Source organism: Pseudomonas sp. 910_23, from assembly GCF_052850795.1.
The window spans coordinates 137630-154727 of record NZ_VXCZ01000011.1 but is presented as its reverse complement, the minus strand read 5'-3'; the positions used below and the strand labels follow the sequence as shown (position 1 = coordinate 154727).

The following is a 17098-nucleotide window of genomic DNA, read 5'->3' as shown; positions in this document are numbered from 1 at the left end:
ATGATTTGGCAGGGAGGGATTCTTGCGTTACTACCGGGTTTGCGCACGAGATTCGAACGCAAGGAAAAAAGGTGGAGAGTCGATCTGTAAGCCGGGTTCTGTCTTGAACAGTCATTCGTCTACGATGGCCATCACTGGACATCTTTAGCAACCTACCCGGTCCCAGCGCGGGCCACGCCTTGGGACCCTATTTGGTCTTGCTCCAAGTGGGGTTTACCTAGCCACGAACTGTTGCCAGTCGTGCGGTGCGCTCTTACCGCACCTTTTCACCCTTACCGGCACCGAAGCGCTTAGGCGGTTATTTTCTGTGGCACTTTCCGTAGGCTCACGCCTCCCAGGCATTACCTGGCACTTCGCCCTATGGAGCCCGGACTTTCCTCCCCCCCCTAATTTTCATAGAGGGCAGCGACTGTCCAATCGACTCTCCGCCGCGCAGGTTAACGGCACGAAGGTCTGAGGACAAGTATTAAAGTGCAGCAGTGCCATCATGTTCAGACGAAATACAGATTCGACCCCGGAACTATTCAGCCTTCTGTTTATCGAGCGCCACTTGATACAACACGTTTTTACGCACCCCGGTAATTTCTGCGGCAAGGGCAGCGGCACGCTTGAGCGGCATCTCCTTGAGCAACAAGTCAAGGATGCGCATGGCTTCGCTGCCCACGGCGTCTTCATTCTCCGGCGCACTCCAGCCCGCCACCAGCACCACACATTCGCCTCGCTGCTGATTGCTGTCGCCCTCGACAAACGCCCGCAACGCCTCCAGCGGCAGCCCTTTGAGGGTTTCGAAGGTCTTGGTCAACTCCCGCGCCAGCAATGCCAGCCGCTCGCCGCCGAACACCAGTTCCATATCCTGCAGGCATTCAAGGATGCGGTGCGGAGCTTCGTAGAAGATCAGGGTGCGCGGCTCTTCCTTCAGGGCCTGAAGGCGTGCGCGACGGCCGACTGCCTTGGCCGGCAGGAAACCTTCAAAAATAAACCGATCCGACGGCAAGCCTGCCGCAGATAATGCGGCAATCAGCGCGCACGCTCCCGGAACAGGCACTACATTGATACCAGCGGCGCGTGCCTGGCGGACCAGGTGGTATCCCGGATCGGAAATCAACGGCGTACCCGCATCGGAGATCAATGCCACGTCATCACCGGCCAGCAAGCGGGTGATGAAACGGCTGCCTTCTTCACGCTCATTGTGCTCATGGCACGCCGCCAGTGGCGTGCTGATTCCAAAATGCTGCATCAACCGTTGGGAGTGTCGCGTGTCTTCCGCCGCGATCAATTTAACCTCGCGCAACACCTTCAGCGCCCGGGCACTGATGTCGTCCAGGTTGCCAATCGGCGTCGCCACCACAAAAAGCGAGCCAGCAGTGGAATTCAATGGACCTGGAGCAGTCAAAACGCACACCTCGATGGTTGGCAAAAGCCACATTGTAGCGCGTAGACGCCTTGAAAATATGCCATCACGGTGGATGCCGTTTCAGCCAGCCTTTGCCAATCGCAACATTTACACGACCTAAATCCACGGTTTCACGCCACTAACATCGCGCCTGGGCCAGTGCTTGGGTACACTTCCACGCTAATTTGATCGGTATCAGGAACACTTACATGATCGCTTGCCTGCGGCTGCTCTCCGCCCTCTGCCTCGCTGCCTTGCTGGCTGCGTGTGCCAGCTCGCCCTCGTCCAGCCTTGGCGACCTGCCACGGACACCGGATGCCAGTATCGAGCAACTGCTCGAACAGGCAACGAACGCCAACACGCCAGAAAAGGCCGCCATGCTGCGCCTGAGTGCGGCAGACCTGGCCTATCAGCAGAACAATGCCGGCCGCTCGTCGCAGATCCTTGCGCAGGTGCCCCTGGATGTCCTCAAACCCGCCGCGCAGATATTTGCCAGCACCCTGGCCGCCGAACTGGCGATGACTCGCAACCAGCCCAAGGCGGCATTGGCGGCGCTGAACCATCCCAGCCTGCAAAGCCTGAAGGAGCTGCCGGCAGACCAGCAGATCCGCACCGGTACCGTGCACGCCCGCGCTTACGAAGCCGACGGCCAGACCCTGGCCGCCGCTCGCGAGCGGGTTGCCATGGCGCCGCTGCTGACCGGCGATGCCGCTGCAAGCAACCACGAAGCCATCTGGGTGCTGATTGCCGCGCTGCCGGCCGAACAGTTGCAGGCCACCGGCAACCCGACACTTGATGGCTGGGTGACCCTGGCCCAGGCGGTCAAGGGCGCCGGCACCCTGGAGCAACAACAGGCCGCTATCGATACCTGGCGCGCACAGAACCCGGGCCACCCGGCAGCGGTGCAACTGCCGACGCCGCTGACCAGGCTCAAGGAGCTGGCCAGCCAGCCCCTGAACAAGATCGCCGTGCTGCTCCCGCAGGAAGGCCCATTGGCTTCGGTCGGCAAGGCATTGCGAGAAGGTTTCATGGCGGCTCACTACCAGGCCGAACAAGCCGGGCAGAAGGCGCCGGTCATCGAGTTCTACGACAGCTCGCGCCTGAGCTCCCTCGATGACTTCTACGCCAAGGCCCAGGCCGCCGGCGTGCAACTGGTGGTCGGCCCGCTGGAAAAACCACTGGTCAAGCAACTCAGCGCACGCCCGCAATTGCCGATCACCACCCTGGCACTCAATTACAGCGAGACCGACCAAGGCCCGGCGCAACTGTTCCAGTTCGGCCTGGCCGCTGAAGACGAAGCCCGTGAAGTGTCGCGCCGCGCCCGTGCCGATGGCCTGCATCGCGCCGCTGCCATGGTGCCGCGTGGTGAATGGGGCGAGCGTGTCTACAAAGCCTTCCGCCAGGATTGGGAAGCCAATGGCGGCACTGTGATGGGCGTCGAGTATGTCGATCAGCCAGTGGCACTGGCCCAGCAGATCGCCGACCTGTTCCAGTTGCGTAAAAGTGAAGGTCGCGCCAAGAGCCTGCAAAGCACGGTCGGCACCGACGTTGCCGCCCAGCCTTCGCGTCGCCAGGACATCGAATTCATCTTCCTGGCGGTCACCCCGCAACTGGCCCAGCAGATCAAGCCGACCCTGAACTTCCAGTACGCCGGCGATGTGCCGGTCTACGCCACGTCCCATGTCTTCAGTGCCAGCGGCGACCGCAACCAGTACCTGGACATGACCAACGTGATGTTCTGCGAAACCCCTTGGCTGCTTGACACCACCGACCCGCTGCGCAACCAGGTCGCCGCGCAATGGCCGCAAGCCAATGGCAGCCTGGGCCGCCTGTACGCGATGGGCGTCGACGCCTACCGCCTGGCACCGCGCCTTGGCCAACTCAAGGCGTTGCCGGACACCCGTGTCGACGGTCTCTCGGGCAACCTGGGCATCAGCGCCAACCAGCGCGTTGACCGCCAGATGCCATGGGCGAAGTTCGTCGGCGGCGCCATTCAGCGCCTGCCCGATACCCCACGCTGATGCCTGAGCGGTCCAGCGCACAAAGCGGCAAGGATGCCGAACTTCAAGCGCTGAAATATCTGCAACAACAGGGTCTGCGCCTTCTGGCGCAGAACTGGTTATGTAAACGCGGCGAGCTTGATCTGGTCATGCTTGACGGCGATACAGTAGTATTCGTCGAAGTCCGCTACAGAAAACACGCACAATGGGGTGGCGCGCTCGCCAGTATCGACGGGCGCAAGCGTCAGAAACTGATACTCGCCGCGCAGTTTTTTCTGCTAAAAGAGCATCGCTGGGCTGACAGCCCCTGCCGTTTCGATGTGGTCGCCATAGAAAGCACACCGTCGGGTCCTGCTGATCTGAACTGGCTCAAAGATGCCTTCGACAGCTGACGCACCCGGCACCTTCACCACACACTTTTGCTCTTTGCATTGCGGGCTGCACATTACCTGTGCCAAACAGCCGCGCTACTTAAGGTCACACAGATGGACATGCAATCCCGAATTCGCCAGCTTTTCCAGGCCAGCATCGACACCAAGCAACAGGCGATGGACGTACTTGCACCGCACATCGAGCAAGCCAGTCAGGTCATGGTCAACGCCTTGCTCAACGAAGGCAAAATGCTTTCGTGCGGCAACGGTGGTTCGGCTGGCGATGCCCAGCATTTCTCTTCCGAGCTGCTCAACCGCTTCGAGCGCGAGCGCCCGAGCCTGCCGGCCATTGCCTTGACCACCGACTCGTCGACAATCACTTCGATTGCCAACGACTACAGCTACAACGAAATCTTCTCCAAGCAGATCCGCGCCCTCGGCCAGCCCGGCGATGTGTTGCTGGCGATTTCCACAAGCGGCAACTCGGCGAATATTATTCAAGCGATCCAGGCCGCACATGATCGTGAAATGATTGTCGTAGCCTTGACCGGTCGCGATGGTGGCGGCATGGCTTCGCTGCTGCTGCCTGAGGACGTGGAGATTCGCGTCCCGGCCAATGTCACTGCACGCATTCAGGAAGTCCACCTGCTGGCGATCCACTGCCTGTGCGATCTGATCGACAGCCAACTGTTCGGGAGTGAAGAATGACCGTTAACCGCCTCAGCCTTTTGGCCATTACGCTGTGCCTCGCCATCAGCGGCTGCAGCTCGGCAATCACCGCTACACGGGACACCCCCATCCAGGACGACCGTGGCACACGTACTTTCGGCAGCACCATCGATGATTCGCTGATCGAAACCAAGGTCAAGGTCAATGTCGCCAAGGCCGCCACAGACCTGGGCAACGGCGCCTCGCGCATCGTGGTGACCAGCTTCAACGGCGTCGTCCTGCTGGCAGGGCAAACCCCGCGCGCCGACCTCAAGGCCCAGGCTGAACAAGCCGCTGCGGGCGTGCAACGAGTCAAGAAGGTCCACAACGAATTGCAGGTCATGGACCCGATCACCCTGCTGGCCATCAGCAACGATGCGCTGCTGACCACCAAGATCAAGGCGCAGATGCTCACCGACAGCGCGGTGCCGGGCTCGCGCATCAAGATCGTTACCGATAATGGCATCGTCTACATGATGGGCCTGCTGACCCAGGCCGAAGCGACCCGCGCCGCCAACCTGGTGCAGGGCGTGTCCGGCGTGCAGAAGATCGTGAAGGTGTTCGAATACATCGATTGATGTAGGGGGCGTTCTCAATTAGTTTCCCCACCGCGTTGTCGCCTTAAAGCGGGCCAGGCAAGGCGCAGGCCGCTGGGAATGGTGTTCCCTTTCCAAGGCCTGCAACGCAGCATGGCCCGCTTTAAGGCACAACCCGAAGGGCCGGGCCTGCTGCTGTGCAGGGCTGCGTTGCTCGAAGCTTATTTGGAATGACCAAACCACGCTTCTCGCGCCTTGCCCTGCGCAGCAGCAGACCCGGCGCGGTGGGGAAACTAATTGAGAACGCCCCCTAGACCGACAGCCACAAAAAAGGGCGCCGTGCATTGACTGCACGGCGCCCTTTTTAGTGGCCAGTGTTTACTGGTACTGCTGGTACGGGTTGCCCTGGAACTGGTTGTTCTGCTGCGGCGCCTGTTGTTGCTGCTGTTGACCAGGCTGGCCGTATTGCTGGCCTGGGATCGGGCCGAGGTTGACTTCGACACGACGGTTCTGGGCACGGCCATTCACATCGCTGTTGCTGGCAATCGGGTTATCCGGGCCGGCACCGCGCGCGCTCAGGTTGGCAGCACTGACACCCTGGGAAGTCAGGTAGTTGGCCACGCTCTGCGCACGGCGCTGGGACAGGTCCATGTTCAGTTGGCGGCTGCCGGTGCTGTCGGTGTAGCCGACGATCTGAATGGTGTTCTGGTTGAACTGCTTGAGGGAGTTGGCCAGGTTGTTCAGCGGCTGGTAGAAGCTGCTGGAGATCGCATCGGAGTTGGTGGCGAAGGTGATGTTGCCCGGCATGATCAGCTTGATCTGGTCACCCTGGCGCTGCACTTCCACACCGGTGTTGGCCATGCTTTCACGCAGTTTTTTCTCTTGCTGGTCGGCGTAGTAGCCATAGCCGGCAGCACCGGCACCCGCAACGACGGCGCCAATCAGCGCGCCCTTGCCACGGTTGTTATGGTCGATGGCCGCACCGGCCAATGCACCGGCCAGCGCGCCGAGGCCGCCGTACTTGGCGGTCTTGCTCATACCGCTTTCAGAACCATTGCCGGCCTGTCCCTGGCTGCCGTCATAAGGATTAGGTGAGGCACAGCCAGACAACAGGGCTACGGCGGTAGCGACAACAAGCAGACGACGCGGAGTAAACATGAAGGGAGCTCCTACTTTTGCATTCTGTGATGCAGAGGACATTGGCAATGGACCTGTGCCGAGTTTGGAACGCGACAAGCGGCAAAAATTCCGTGGGTACGCAAAGCATAGCTGTCTTTGGCTCGAGCCTGTGCCTGCGTGTCTGTACCGACTTGTATCAGAGCCGACAACCCATCACGCACGCACGAAAGGATTCTCTCGCATCTCATCGCCCAACAACGTATCCGGCCCATGCCCTGTCACCACAGTCGCGCGCTCATCCAGCGTATACAAGCGCTGCTTGATCGACCGCACGATCGTCGCCTGGTCGCCGCCCCACAGATCCGTGCGCCCAACGCCGCGCCGGAACAAGGTGTCACCGGCAATCAGCAGCTTGGCATCGGCAAACCAGAAGCTCATCGAACCCGGCGTATGCCCAGGGGTGTGCAAGGCAACACCGCATCCACAGGCCAATTCTTCATCGTGTTCCAGCCAGCGATCCGGCGACGGCACTGGCACATAGGGCACGCGAAACATCTGGCATTGCATTTCCAGGTTGTCCCATAGAAATTGATCATCTTTGTGCAGGTGCAGCGTGGCTCCGGTTTTTTCCTTCAATTGGCCAGAGGCCAGGAAGTGATCCAGGTGAGCATGGGTGTGGATAATGCTCACCACCTTCAGACCCAACGCATCAAGACGCGCCAGGATCAATTCGTGATTGCCGCCGGGGTCGACTACGATGGCTTTTTTAGTGATCGGGTCGCCAATGATGGTGCAGTTGCACTGCAACGGGCCGACGGGGAAGGTTTCGCGAATCAGTGGTGGTTTTTCGGTAGTCATGAGTGTCCTGCAAGCTCTCTGGCGCGTTCCAAGTGCAGTATGGTGGAGGTTGCCCCCACTCTGGAAGGGATCGATTCGGCGGTGTATCCACTGCTAAGCTACACAAGCGCCATCCCCCGCTGCAGTCAGTCGCATTTGGAGCAACACCCATGGCGAATCAACAGATCATCTGCGAGCACTGCGACTGCGTGTACGAAAAGGTCACGCTCGCCAAACATCAAAAAGCCCTGTGTGTGCGGTGCTCGGGTGTGCTGCAGCGCTATAACGGCCTGTCGGTGCAACAACGCCTCGCGCTGACGGTGACCGCAGCAGTGCTGTGGACCTTTGCCAACTTTTATCCGGTGATGAGCATCAGCCTGCAGGGCTTGAAAAACAGTGCGACGCTGTGGGATTCGGTGGTGGCGCTGAGCCTGGGGCCGATCACGTTCATTGCGTTGGTGGCGGCGATCTCCATCATCATCGCGCCGGTGTTTCAGTTGGTCTTGCTGATCTGGGTTTTGAGTTTTGCCTTGGCCGGCCAGCGTTCGCCGGCGTTCAAACTGTGCATGCGCTGGCTGGAAGCGCTCAGGCCCTGGAGCATGCTGGAAGTCTGCCTGCTGGGCGCCATGGTTGCCGTGTTCAAGCTGGCGGGTATGCTGGATGTAATCCCCGGTACCGGCCTGTTTGCCTTGGCCGCCCTCAGCCTGTTGCTGATCCGCATTGCCGGGCGCGATGTCCGCGACCTGTGGGACACCGTATGAATTCACCGCCCACCGCCCGCGAGCTCAACCTGTGCCTGTGCCATACCTGCGGCCAGGCCTGCGACATGCGCCTGGAGCCCACCGAATGCGAGCGCTGCGGCGCGCCCTTGCACCGGCGCAAAACTCAATCGCTGACACGCACCTGGGCCTACATGCTCACCGCCCTCGCCTTTTACATACCGGCCAATTTGCTGCCGGTGATGAACACCACCATGCTCGGCTCCGGCGCAGACAGCACCATCATGAGCGGCGTGCTGGAGTTCTGGCAGCATGGCGCCTGGGACATCGCCCTGATCATTTTCATCGCCAGCATTGCCGTGCCGGGCATCAAGTTCTTGTCACTGGGGTTGCTGCTGATCACCGTGCAGCGCAACAGCCAGTGGGCGCGCAAGGAACGCTCAAAGCTGTTTCGGTTTATCGAGCTGATCGGTTATTGGTCGATGCTGGACGTCATCGTGGTCGCACTGGTGGCCGCGCTGGTTAAGTTTCAAGCCCTGGGCACGATCGAACCGCGCCTGGGCATTCTGTTTTTTGGCTTGGTGGTGGTATTTACCATGCTCGCGGCCATGAGTTTTGATCCCCGGCTAATCTGGGAAAACCCACATAACGAGGAGACCTCGGATGAGCGCATCCAAGGCTGACACCCCTGCGGGGCAACCCGCGATCAAGACGCGTCGCTTCAGTGTCTCGCTGGTCTGGATCGTGCCGATTGTCGCCGTGCTGGTGGGGATCTCGCTGGTGATTCACAGCGTCATGCAACAAGGGCCGACCATCGTCCTCAACTTCAAGACCGGCAGCGGGCTGGTCGCCAACAAGACCGAGGTCAAATACCGCAACGTGGTGATTGGCCAAGTGACCGCCGTGGCGTTGAGTGGTGACCAGAAAAGTGTCAACGCCACCATCGAGCTATCCAAACAGGCCGAAAGCTTCACCCGCGAGGACTCTAAATTCTGGGTGGTGCGCCCACGTATCGGCGCAGGCGGCGTATCCGGTATCGACACGCTGCTGTCCGGCGACTACATCGGCGCGGATATCGGCCAGTCCGAAACCCGCGCCAAACATTTCACCGGCCTGGAAAACCCGCCCCCCATCACCTATGGCGAGCCTGGCAAGCGTTTCACCCTGCACACGCAGACGCTGGGTTCTCTGGACATCGGCTCGCCGGTCTATTACCGCAAAATCCCGGTAGGCCAGGTGGTGGCTTATGAGTTGGACAGCGAAGGCAAGGGCGTGAACGTCGAAGTCTTCATACACGCGCCCAATGATGGGTATGTCACCGAGAACACGCGGTTCTGGAATGCCAGCGGTGTCGATCTGAGCGTCGGTGCCAATGGCTTTGCGCTGAAGACCGAATCGGTGTCGTCCATGCTGATGGGCGGGATCTCCTTCCAGGCCCCACCCTACAACCCCAACGACAAGCCGGCTGAGGAAAATCGCGGCTTTGAATTGTTCGAAGACCAGCAAAGCGCCCTCGCCCCGCCCAATGGCAAGGGGCAATACATGGTCCTGCGCTTTGATCAGGCCCTGCGTGGGCTGAAAGTCGACGCACCGGTGGAGTTCCTCGGCGTCGAGTTCGGCAAGGTGGTGTCGATCAATCTGGATTTCGATGCGAAGAAACGCAGCTTCCCGGTCAATGTCGGCATCGTGATCTACCCGCAACTGCTCGGCGCGGCCCATACCAAGCTGCTCAAGGCCATGAACAACAACCCTGACGATGAGGCGGCCGGCGTGCGCCTGATCGGCAGCTTCATCGAAAACGGCCTGCGCGCCCAGGCCCGCAGCGGTAACCTGCTGACCGGCCAGTTGTACATCGCCCTGGACTTCTACCCCAAGGCCGAGAAAGTGGCGTTCGATCCGAACCAGCGCCCCGTGGGCATTCCCACCATCCCGGGCAACCTGGAACAACTGCAGGAGAAGTTCGAAGGTATCGTCAACAAGCTCAGCCAACTGCCGGTCGAGCGGATTGCCGGCAACCTCGACGCCAGCCTGGTCGAACTGCGCAAGGGCCTGGCGCAATTCAACGCCAAGACACTGCCGGGTGTGCAGACGACACTGGCCGACGTGAGCAAGACCCTGCAATCGGCCAGCTCAACCCTGGCAGAAGACTCACCCCAGCGTGAACAACTGACCCAAACCCTGGATGAACTGGCACGCATGTCGCGCTCCTTGCGCGAGCTGTCCGATTACCTGGGCCGGCATCCGGAGTCGCTGATTCGCGGTCGTCCTGATAACGCCGCGCCGAACGACCTGCAAGGGCCACCCCGCAAATGACCATTGGAGCCGCCATGACGTCGCCGTTGAAGATCACACTGCTGACCACGATGCTGTTGCTCGCGGCCTGTCGCAGTGACCCCATCGCCTTCCACACCCTGACCCCGGCACATGCGAGCAACAGCTCACGCGCAGATGCCGGTGGTGTACGGATTGAAAGCCTCAGCGTGCCGCCCCAGGTAGATCGCGCGCAGATAGTGGTGCGCCAGGGTGACAGTGGGTTGGCGATTCTTGAAACCCAGTGGTGGGCCGCCAGCCTCGCTGACGAACTCAGGAGCGCGTTGGTGGATCAATTGGCCAATAGCGATCCACGCCACGCTGTGGCCCTGCGCCTTGAAGTGCAGCGCTTTGACTCGGTCCCCGGGCAGTACGCGCTGCTCGACGTGCGCTGGCGCCTGCGCCAGATCAATGGCGACCGCCCAGCCCTGACTTGTCGCAGCACCTTGCAGTCACCCGCGGGGCTAGGCATCGACGATCTGGTGGTGGCGCATCAGAACAACCTCAAGAGGTTCGCGGCACTGATCAATCAAACCATCGGCACGTCACTCAAAGGCTGCCCTGCCGCGCCATAAACTGCGCTGGGCTCAGACCAGCAAGCCCATGGCCTTGGCTCGCGCCACTGCCTGGGTTCGGCGCTCCACGCCGAGCTTGCTGTTGATATGGCTGGCGTGGGTCTTGACGGTGTGCAAGGAAATAAACAGCTGGTTGCTGATTTCCTGGTTTGAACAGCCTTGGGCAATCAGTCGCAGCACCGCCAGCTCTCGCGTACTCAGGGTTTCTTGATGAGCTGGGGCCTGGACCACGCTGACTTGGGGCAGCAGCGCCAGCAAGCTCTGGTTCAGCAGACCATGGGGATCTTTGCCCAACTGCTCACGCATCCAGTCCGGGTAGCCCTCCAGCAACCGCTGGAACGGCTGCAACGCGCCGCCCGAGCCGGCTTCAAGTGCACGGGCCAATACCTGTCCGGCCTTGGCCTCCTGGCCGCCCGCCAACAGAAGCTGCACCTGCTGGGTCAGCGCCATCAAGGCAATCATCTGTCGCCCACTGTTCTGGGACTGTTGCGCCAATGCTTCCAGACATTGCAACGCGGTGTCGGGCTGATGGCGTATGGCATCGAGCGCGGCTTGTTGCAGTTCGATATGTTGTGGCAGGTGTGGGTGGAACTCCGGCGCGGCAGCGGCGTGCTCGCCGTTGTAGGTCTGCCCCAGCCTGGTCAGCCAGGCGTCCGCCAGCTCGGTACGACCCTGGGCCAGCCATAGCTCGCATTTGATCAACGTAATCATCGCCAGGTAATAGATCGGCGGTACGTCCCAGATGTGCATCAAGCGCTCGGCCTCGGCCAGCTCGGCAAAGGCATTGGAAAACTGGCCGCGCCGCCCTTCAAAGTTGGCGATCACGCAATGCCCGATCAGCACGCTGATATCCCGGCAGGCACGGGCTTCGGCCAGGCCGGCGCGCAAACGCACAAGGCCGGCTTCGGGCTGGTAACGCGCCAGCAGCAGGTAACCTTCGTAGAGCGACAACCGCGCACGCACCGCATACAGGCGCTGGGGCGCCAGGCCGTGCAAGCGTTCCAGGCCCTGGCGCACTTCGTCCAGGGAGCGCAGGATTTCGCCGCGTGACTGCAACACCCGCGCCCGGTCGTAATGGGCCAAGGCTTCAAACAACGGATTACCGACGCGCTGCGCCAGCTCCAGGGATTCGCGGTTCAAACCGCGGGCGCGCCACAGGTCGGCATCGACAATTGCCAGGTTGGACAGGGTCGACAGGCACATCAGGCGCTGGCCGTAGCGCTTTTGCGGCAGGCTCTCCAGTGCCTCGTTGCAATAGCGCAGGGTCAATTCGCGATCCCCGCGCCCACGGGCGATGATCCCGCTCAACGCCAGCCATTGGGCCAACATGGACCTTTGCGCGGTCGCCGAGGGTGCCGGCAGGAAGCGACTGAGGTAGCTGGAAAGCTCCTGGGCCGCGTCCAATTGGCACGCCAGCCCCAATGCCCAGCTGTAGAGCACGATCAAGCGCGGCGTGCTGATCAGCAGGCTGTCGGGCAAGTCCATCTTCCAGCGCAGCAACATGCCAACATTCTGCTCTGCCAACAGTTGCTCTTCGGACAGGTTCTGGACCAGGTTCGCCGCCACGTCCAGATGGCCGGCCCGCAGCGCCTGCTCTACTGCCTCGTCGATCAAACCCTGGGCGTTGAACCAGCGGCAGGCGCGCAAGTGCAAGCTGGCAGGCGGCAATGTGGTGCTCTTCTCGCGGCGGGTACGCAGCAGGTCGGAAAACAAATGGTGATAGCGGTACCAGTGGCCCTGTTCATCCAGCGGCACCAGGAAAACCTGATGGGCCTGCAAATAATTCAGGATTTCGGCGCTGTCATGGGCTTCGCGGACCGCGTCGCACAACTCGCTGCAAAAACGCTCCTGGGGAGCAGTGTCGTACAGGAACGCTCGCACGTCGGCAGGCAGGCAGTCGATGACTTCTTCAAGCAGGTAATCACGAATCAGCCCTTCGCCACCGTGAAGGCTTTGGGGTAAGGCCCCCTCATTGCCACCGGCTTCGGACGCCGCCAACAGCCAGAAGCGCAGGCCGGCGACCCAGCCCTCGCTGCGGCGGATCAGGTTTTCCAACGCTTCTCCGCCTAACGCGCTGCTGTGCCCATCCAGCACGGCCAGGGATTCGTCGTGGGTCAGGCGCAGGTCTTGTTCATGCAGCTCCAGCAGGTGCCGCGACAAACGCAGGCGCGCCAGGTGCCAGTCCGGACGCTGCCGGCTGGTGACCAGTACCAACAGACCGTCGGGCAAATGATTGAGGAAAAATTGCAGGCAACGATCCAGCACCGGGCCCTGGGCCAGGTGGTAGTCATCCAGCACCAGCAATAGCGGCGAGCGCGTGGACAGATGCTCCGCCAGCTCATCGAGCAGGCCATCCAGCCATTCTTCAAAGGCAAAGGGTTGATGACGCTGACGCATTTTCAGCAAACCCAGGGATTGGGCGCCCAACTGCGGAAAATAGTGCTGCAAGCCGTCGAGCAATCGCTCCAGGAAGCGGCCGGGGTCATTGTCCCGTGGGCTCAGGCCCAGCCACAGACTTTGCCAATGGGCCGGCAGGCCCTGGCAGAACTCCACCGCCAACGAACTCTTGCCGAACCCCGCCGGTGCGCAGACCAGCAACAATCGCCCGTCCAGGCCCGCGTTCAACCGTTGGCACAGGCGCGGGCGCAGCACGTAGCCGTCAGGCAATGGGGGCCTGTAGAAGCGGCCTTCCAGGGTTGGCATCACCACACTGGCAGGCCCTTGGATTCGGGACAGATCAGTCATCGCCGGGCTCTTGTAGAAGGCTGTTGTCGGCATTGCAGATGTCCGCAGACTAGCGGTAAAAGCGGCGGGATTGTAGATCTTTGCAACAATTGGCTGAAAAAGAACTGCGACAAGAAATATCCCTACAAACAGCACACACAAAAAGTGGGAGGGGGCTTGCTCCCGATGGCAGTGGATCAGTCAGAATTTTAATCGACTGTCAGACCGCCATCGGGGCAAGCCCCCTCCCACAGGGGTGCACTAGTGTTGGTTAGCGAACACCGTCCTGGCGCAGGGCCGCTGGGGTGAAGTCGCTGGTGGTGGCGGTGAAGCCGAAGTCATAAGCCTGTTTCTCTTCGTTCTTCATGCCCAGGGCCAGGTAGCGGCCGGACTGCAGGTCGTACAGGGTTTCCAGGGCGTACCACGGCACTTGCTTGTCGTAGTAGTTCTCGGCATGGGCTTCGGCAACGCGCCACAGTTGGCCACGGCCGTCGTAGTGGTCGATCACCGCCGCTTGCCAGGTGTCTTCGTCGATGAAGAAGTCACGCTTGGCGTAGATGTGGCGCTGGCCTTCCTTCAAGGTGGCGACCACGTGCCAGACGCGGCGCAGCTCATAGCGCGCCAGGTCCTGGTTGATGTGGCCGGCCTTGATGATGTCGGCGTACTTGAGCTTCGGATCGTCGATCTTGTAGCTGTTGGAGGCGATGTAGATTTCTTTCTTGCCTTCCAGCTTCCAGTCGTAGCGATCCGGCGCACCGTTGTACATGTCGAGGTTGTCGGAGGTGCGCAGGCCATCGGCAGCAGTACCCGGCCCGTCATAGGACACTTGCGGGGCCCGGCGCACACGGCGCTGGCCGGCGTTGTAGACCCACGCCGAACGCGGTTCCTTGACCTGGTCCAGGGTTTCGTGCACTAGCAGTACACCACCGGCCAGACGCGCTGGCGCGGTGACTTGCTGCTTGAAGTAGAACAGGATGTTGCCCGGGTTTTTCGGATCGAAGTCCTTCATCTTGTCGCGGAACACAAACTGATCGCGGAAGTACACCAGGCTGTAGGAACCGTTGGTTTGCGGCGTGGCCTGGGTGACCAGACGGGTTACGCTGCCGCCGCGATAACGGGTGATGTGGTTCCAGATGACTTCAACGCCGGTTTTGGGAATCGGGAACGGCACGGCGGTCTCGAAGTTTTCCAGACCGTTGCCGCCGGACACCAGGTTGGTAGTGGTGGCGTTTTTCTTGATGGCAGCGAACACGTCAGCCGGCACCGTGGCCCCGCGATGAGTCGGGTAGACCGGCATCTTGAAGCTGTCCGGGTAACGCTTGAACATCGCGTACTGCCCTGGAGCCAGTTTGTCTTTGTACTGCTCGACGTTCTGCGCGGTGATGGTGAATTGCGGTTGTTCGCTGGCATATGGGTTGGCCAGGAAGCCACGGGCATCCACGGCGCCGGCGTTGGTTGGCAGGGGTGACCATTTGGGGATGGTGCCGGCCGCGTTGCCCGCCATCTCGGCGCCCATCGGGGTCAGGGTAGTACCGAGCTTGGCAGCTTCATCCGCCGAGACTGCCGCCATGACGTTGCTCGCCAGGATCGACAGCCCAAGCACACCGACGTGCAACAGACTTTTAGTTATTTTCATACTCTGGTCTTCCTGAATACATGCCACTTGAAAAGAGTGTGCTTAGAAGTTGGCGCCGAAGCTCAAGGCGACAAAGTCGCGATCATCCACGGTGCTGAACTTGCCACCAAAGAAGTTGGTGTACGCCAGGCTCGCGGTGTAGGTGTTCTGGTATTCGGCATCCAGGCCAAGGCTGACCGCCTTGCGACCCTCTTCAAAGTTGCCGCCGGGACCTGGCGAGTAACCTTTGACGTCATGGGACCAGGCCACGTTGGGCTTGAGGTTCACGCCAGCGAACACGTCCGGGTATTCCCAGATGGCACGGGCACGGTAGCCCCAGGACGTTGCAGTGGTGTAGCCGTCGTTGTTGCAGTTGGTGTTCAGGCCGGCAGCGTTGGGCAGCCCGGCGCCGTTGGCGGTGGAGTTGTTCAGCGCGTTGCAGAACCCACCCGGCAGCGTGCCTGGGCCGAACACCGGATCGCGACCATAGCGAGCCTGGGACTTGCTTTCCAGGCCACCCACATGGGTCACACCGATTTCACCGACCGTGGTCAGGCGACTGGCGCCCATCACCTGGTCGAAGAAGTGTGTAAAGGTGGTCTGGAACTGGGTGACTTCCTTGCGGTTGTAGCCATGCAGGTCTTGGCCCGGCGAGCCCTTGAGCACCGAAGCATTGCCAAAGCCAGGGATCGGCGTGACACCGGCAAACAGAATGTCGGTGGTACTCAACTGCACCGGCGCATTCGGCCGATAGCTCAATTCACCACTCCAGGCGGTGCCGGTAGGCAGCGTGGTGGAGAAGCTCAAGCCGTAGAGACGAATATCCTCCGGGTACTCGACGAAGTAGTTCGAACTGCCCGCCACGATCAGTGGACGCAGTGCCCCCAGCGGGCCCAATGGACGGGTGTAGGCCGCGGACGGCGCACCCTGCGCACTAAAGATCGGCGCACGGCTGTGGTAGTTCATGAAGTAGGCGCCGAACTCGGTGTCCAGCGGTTCGAAGTTGTAATGCATGGCCACACCGAACTGGCCGCTGTCACGCGCATCACGGTCCGGCCCACGGCGCACCAGCACGCCTTCGCTGTTCACGTCCACGCCCAGGGCACCCAGGGTCGGCAGTGCCGCAGCGGGAATGGTCGAGCGCTTGTTCAACACCCGCAGGTTATTGCTGCAACCATCGGAGATCACGTCTGGCTGGGAGAAGAAAGTGCCGCAGTTATCAGTGACAGTCTGGTCCCATTCCAGTTGATAGAACGCTTCGGCCGACAGGTTGTCGGTGAGCGTCTGGGACACGTAGAACATGTTGACCGGAATCAGGCCTTCCTTGATCTCGGCCCCCGGACGACGAAACGCCGACACGTCGATCGGGTTGATGGAGTTGATGCCGCCGCCGATGAAGGTACTTTCGCCCCAGCTCACGACCTGCTTACCAAAACGCACGGAACCTGGCGCATCGGCAATCGAGTAGTTGTGGTAGACGAACGCATCGAGAATCTGACCGCCAGAAGACTTGGCGCCTTCCTTGCGGTTGTTGTCGCTGATGTCCTTGAACTGACGGCTCTCGTCCTTGAGTTCAAAGTCGTACCAGTACTTGCCGCGCACAAACACGCCGGTGTCGCCGTACTTCAGTTCCAGGTCATGAATACCCTTGAAGATCTTCGAGAACGTCTCGCCGCGCTTGAAGTTCAGGTGACCGTCATCGGAAGTCTGGGACAGGCCCTTGCCGCCATTGTTGGCGCCGATCAGATCACGATTGGGCTTGGCCGTAGACCAGCTCGCACCCACCGAAAGCGAGGAGTCAAAGCTCCCTTCGATTTCACCGATGTTGAAACTGACGCCGAATGCAGGCCCGGCGAGCGTAGAAGCGAGACTGACGGCCAGGGGCAGTCTTGCCCGGCGCCAGAACTGGTTTACTTGGGTCATCGACGCTACTCCATGTGCATATTTTATTGTTATGGCAGTGAGCCCTTTCTTCAGATGTAACGGCCGGGATACAACGATTCCAATGCCGAACCGCAACCGAGCCTCCCTGGCTCGACGCGCAACATCCGCGAAAAACTCTGAAAGGGACTATAGCCAGAGGGGGGGTAGTGCTTGATCCCTCTAAAGTGTGATTTGCATCACCAACCTGTCTGCCACAACCCTTTCGCCACGCCGACGAAGGTCGACGCGGGAAGGATGGCTGAAATTC

At 60.8% G+C, this 17098-nt stretch carries 14 protein-coding genes and 1 other RNA gene; 8 read left to right on the top strand and 7 right to left on the bottom strand.

The features are described 5' to 3' along the window. Positions 1–71 precede the first annotated feature (71 nt). Positions 72–425: RNase P RNA component class A (rnpB, locus tag FW800_RS15600), an RNA gene on the bottom strand. A gap of 95 nt (positions 426–520) precedes the next feature. Then, positions 521–1426: a 16S rRNA (cytidine(1402)-2'-O)-methyltransferase gene (gene rsmI / locus FW800_RS15595; RefSeq protein WP_164699512.1), complete on the bottom strand. Its 906-nt coding sequence runs from the start codon at positions 1424–1426 to the stop codon at positions 521–523. 176 nt (positions 1427–1602) lie between these two features. On the opposite strand from rsmI, the gene FW800_RS15590 reads away from it, so the two are divergent. The 4 genes from FW800_RS15590 (at position 1603) to FW800_RS15575 (ending at position 5050) form a co-directional block, all read left to right on the top strand. Next, positions 1603–3414, top strand: coding sequence for a penicillin-binding protein activator (locus tag FW800_RS15590; RefSeq protein ID WP_078820309.1), 1812 nt, complete (start codon positions 1603–1605; stop codon positions 3412–3414). Continuing rightward, positions 3414–3785 (top strand): YraN family protein, encoded by a 372-nt coding sequence (locus FW800_RS15585; RefSeq protein ID WP_005784926.1) that lies wholly within the window; start codon positions 3414–3416, stop codon positions 3783–3785. The genes FW800_RS15590 and FW800_RS15585 overlap by 1 nt, the downstream gene beginning before the upstream one ends. Positions 3786–3878: 93 nt before the next feature. Next, positions 3879–4472, top strand: coding sequence for a phosphoheptose isomerase (locus tag FW800_RS15580; RefSeq protein WP_007904374.1), 594 nt, complete (start codon positions 3879–3881; stop codon positions 4470–4472). Continuing rightward, positions 4469–5050 carry a BON domain-containing protein gene (locus FW800_RS15575; protein ID WP_005784922.1) on the top strand — a complete coding sequence of 194 codons (582 nt, stop codon included), beginning with the start codon at positions 4469–4471 and terminating at the stop codon, positions 5048–5050. Before FW800_RS15580 ends, FW800_RS15575 begins: the two co-directional genes overlap by 4 nt. A gap of 336 nt (positions 5051–5386) precedes the next feature. Here the strand turns inward: FW800_RS15575 and FW800_RS15570 are convergent, their stop codons facing one another. Then, positions 5387–6166 (bottom strand): OmpA family protein, encoded by a 780-nt coding sequence (locus FW800_RS15570; RefSeq protein WP_446437921.1) that lies wholly within the window; start codon positions 6164–6166, stop codon positions 5387–5389. Positions 6167–6340: 174 nt separating this feature from the next. After that, complete coding sequence (locus FW800_RS15565) at positions 6341–6985, bottom strand: MBL fold metallo-hydrolase (RefSeq protein ID WP_148853467.1); 645 nt, start codon at positions 6983–6985, stop codon at positions 6341–6343. 149 nt (positions 6986–7134) lie between these two features. Here FW800_RS15565 and FW800_RS15560 point away from each other — a divergent pair, with 149 nt between their 5' ends. Genes FW800_RS15560 through FW800_RS15545 form a run of 4 tightly spaced genes read left to right on the top strand, consistent with a single transcriptional unit; the run spans position 7135 to position 10568 of the window. Continuing rightward, positions 7135–7725 carry a paraquat-inducible protein A gene (locus tag FW800_RS15560; RefSeq protein ID WP_005784917.1) on the top strand — a complete coding sequence of 197 codons (591 nt, stop codon included), beginning with the start codon at positions 7135–7137 and terminating at the stop codon, positions 7723–7725. Next, complete coding sequence (locus FW800_RS15555) at positions 7722–8366, top strand: paraquat-inducible protein A (protein ID WP_032877734.1); 645 nt, start codon at positions 7722–7724, stop codon at positions 8364–8366. Before FW800_RS15560 ends, FW800_RS15555 begins: the two co-directional genes overlap by 4 nt. Then, entirely contained in the window at positions 8347–9996 is a 1650-nt protein-coding gene (locus FW800_RS15550; protein WP_032877736.1) for a PqiB family protein, read from the top strand. Before FW800_RS15555 ends, FW800_RS15550 begins: the two co-directional genes overlap by 20 nt. 14 nt (positions 9997–10010) lie before the next feature. Continuing rightward, positions 10011–10568 carry a PqiC family protein gene (locus tag FW800_RS15545; protein WP_446437920.1) on the top strand — a complete coding sequence of 186 codons (558 nt, stop codon included), beginning with the start codon at positions 10011–10013 and terminating at the stop codon, positions 10566–10568. Between the two features lie 12 nt (positions 10569–10580). Here the strand turns inward: FW800_RS15545 and FW800_RS15540 are convergent, their stop codons facing one another. The 3 genes from FW800_RS15540 to FW800_RS15530 form a co-directional block, all read right to left on the bottom strand. Then, on the bottom strand, positions 10581–13313 hold the full coding sequence (locus FW800_RS15540) for a LuxR C-terminal-related transcriptional regulator (RefSeq protein ID WP_446437919.1): 2733 nt from the start codon (positions 13311–13313) through the stop codon (positions 10581–10583). A 250-nt stretch (positions 13314–13563) separates the two neighbouring features. Beyond that, positions 13564–14928 carry a DUF1329 domain-containing protein gene (locus FW800_RS15535; RefSeq protein ID WP_005784906.1) on the bottom strand — a complete coding sequence of 455 codons (1365 nt, stop codon included), beginning with the start codon at positions 14926–14928 and terminating at the stop codon, positions 13564–13566. 42 nt (positions 14929–14970) lie between these two features. Further along, on the bottom strand, positions 14971–16830 hold the full coding sequence (locus tag FW800_RS15530; protein ID WP_032877744.1) for a DUF1302 domain-containing protein: 1860 nt from the start codon (positions 16828–16830) through the stop codon (positions 14971–14973). Between the last annotated feature and the right edge of the window lie 268 nt (positions 16831–17098).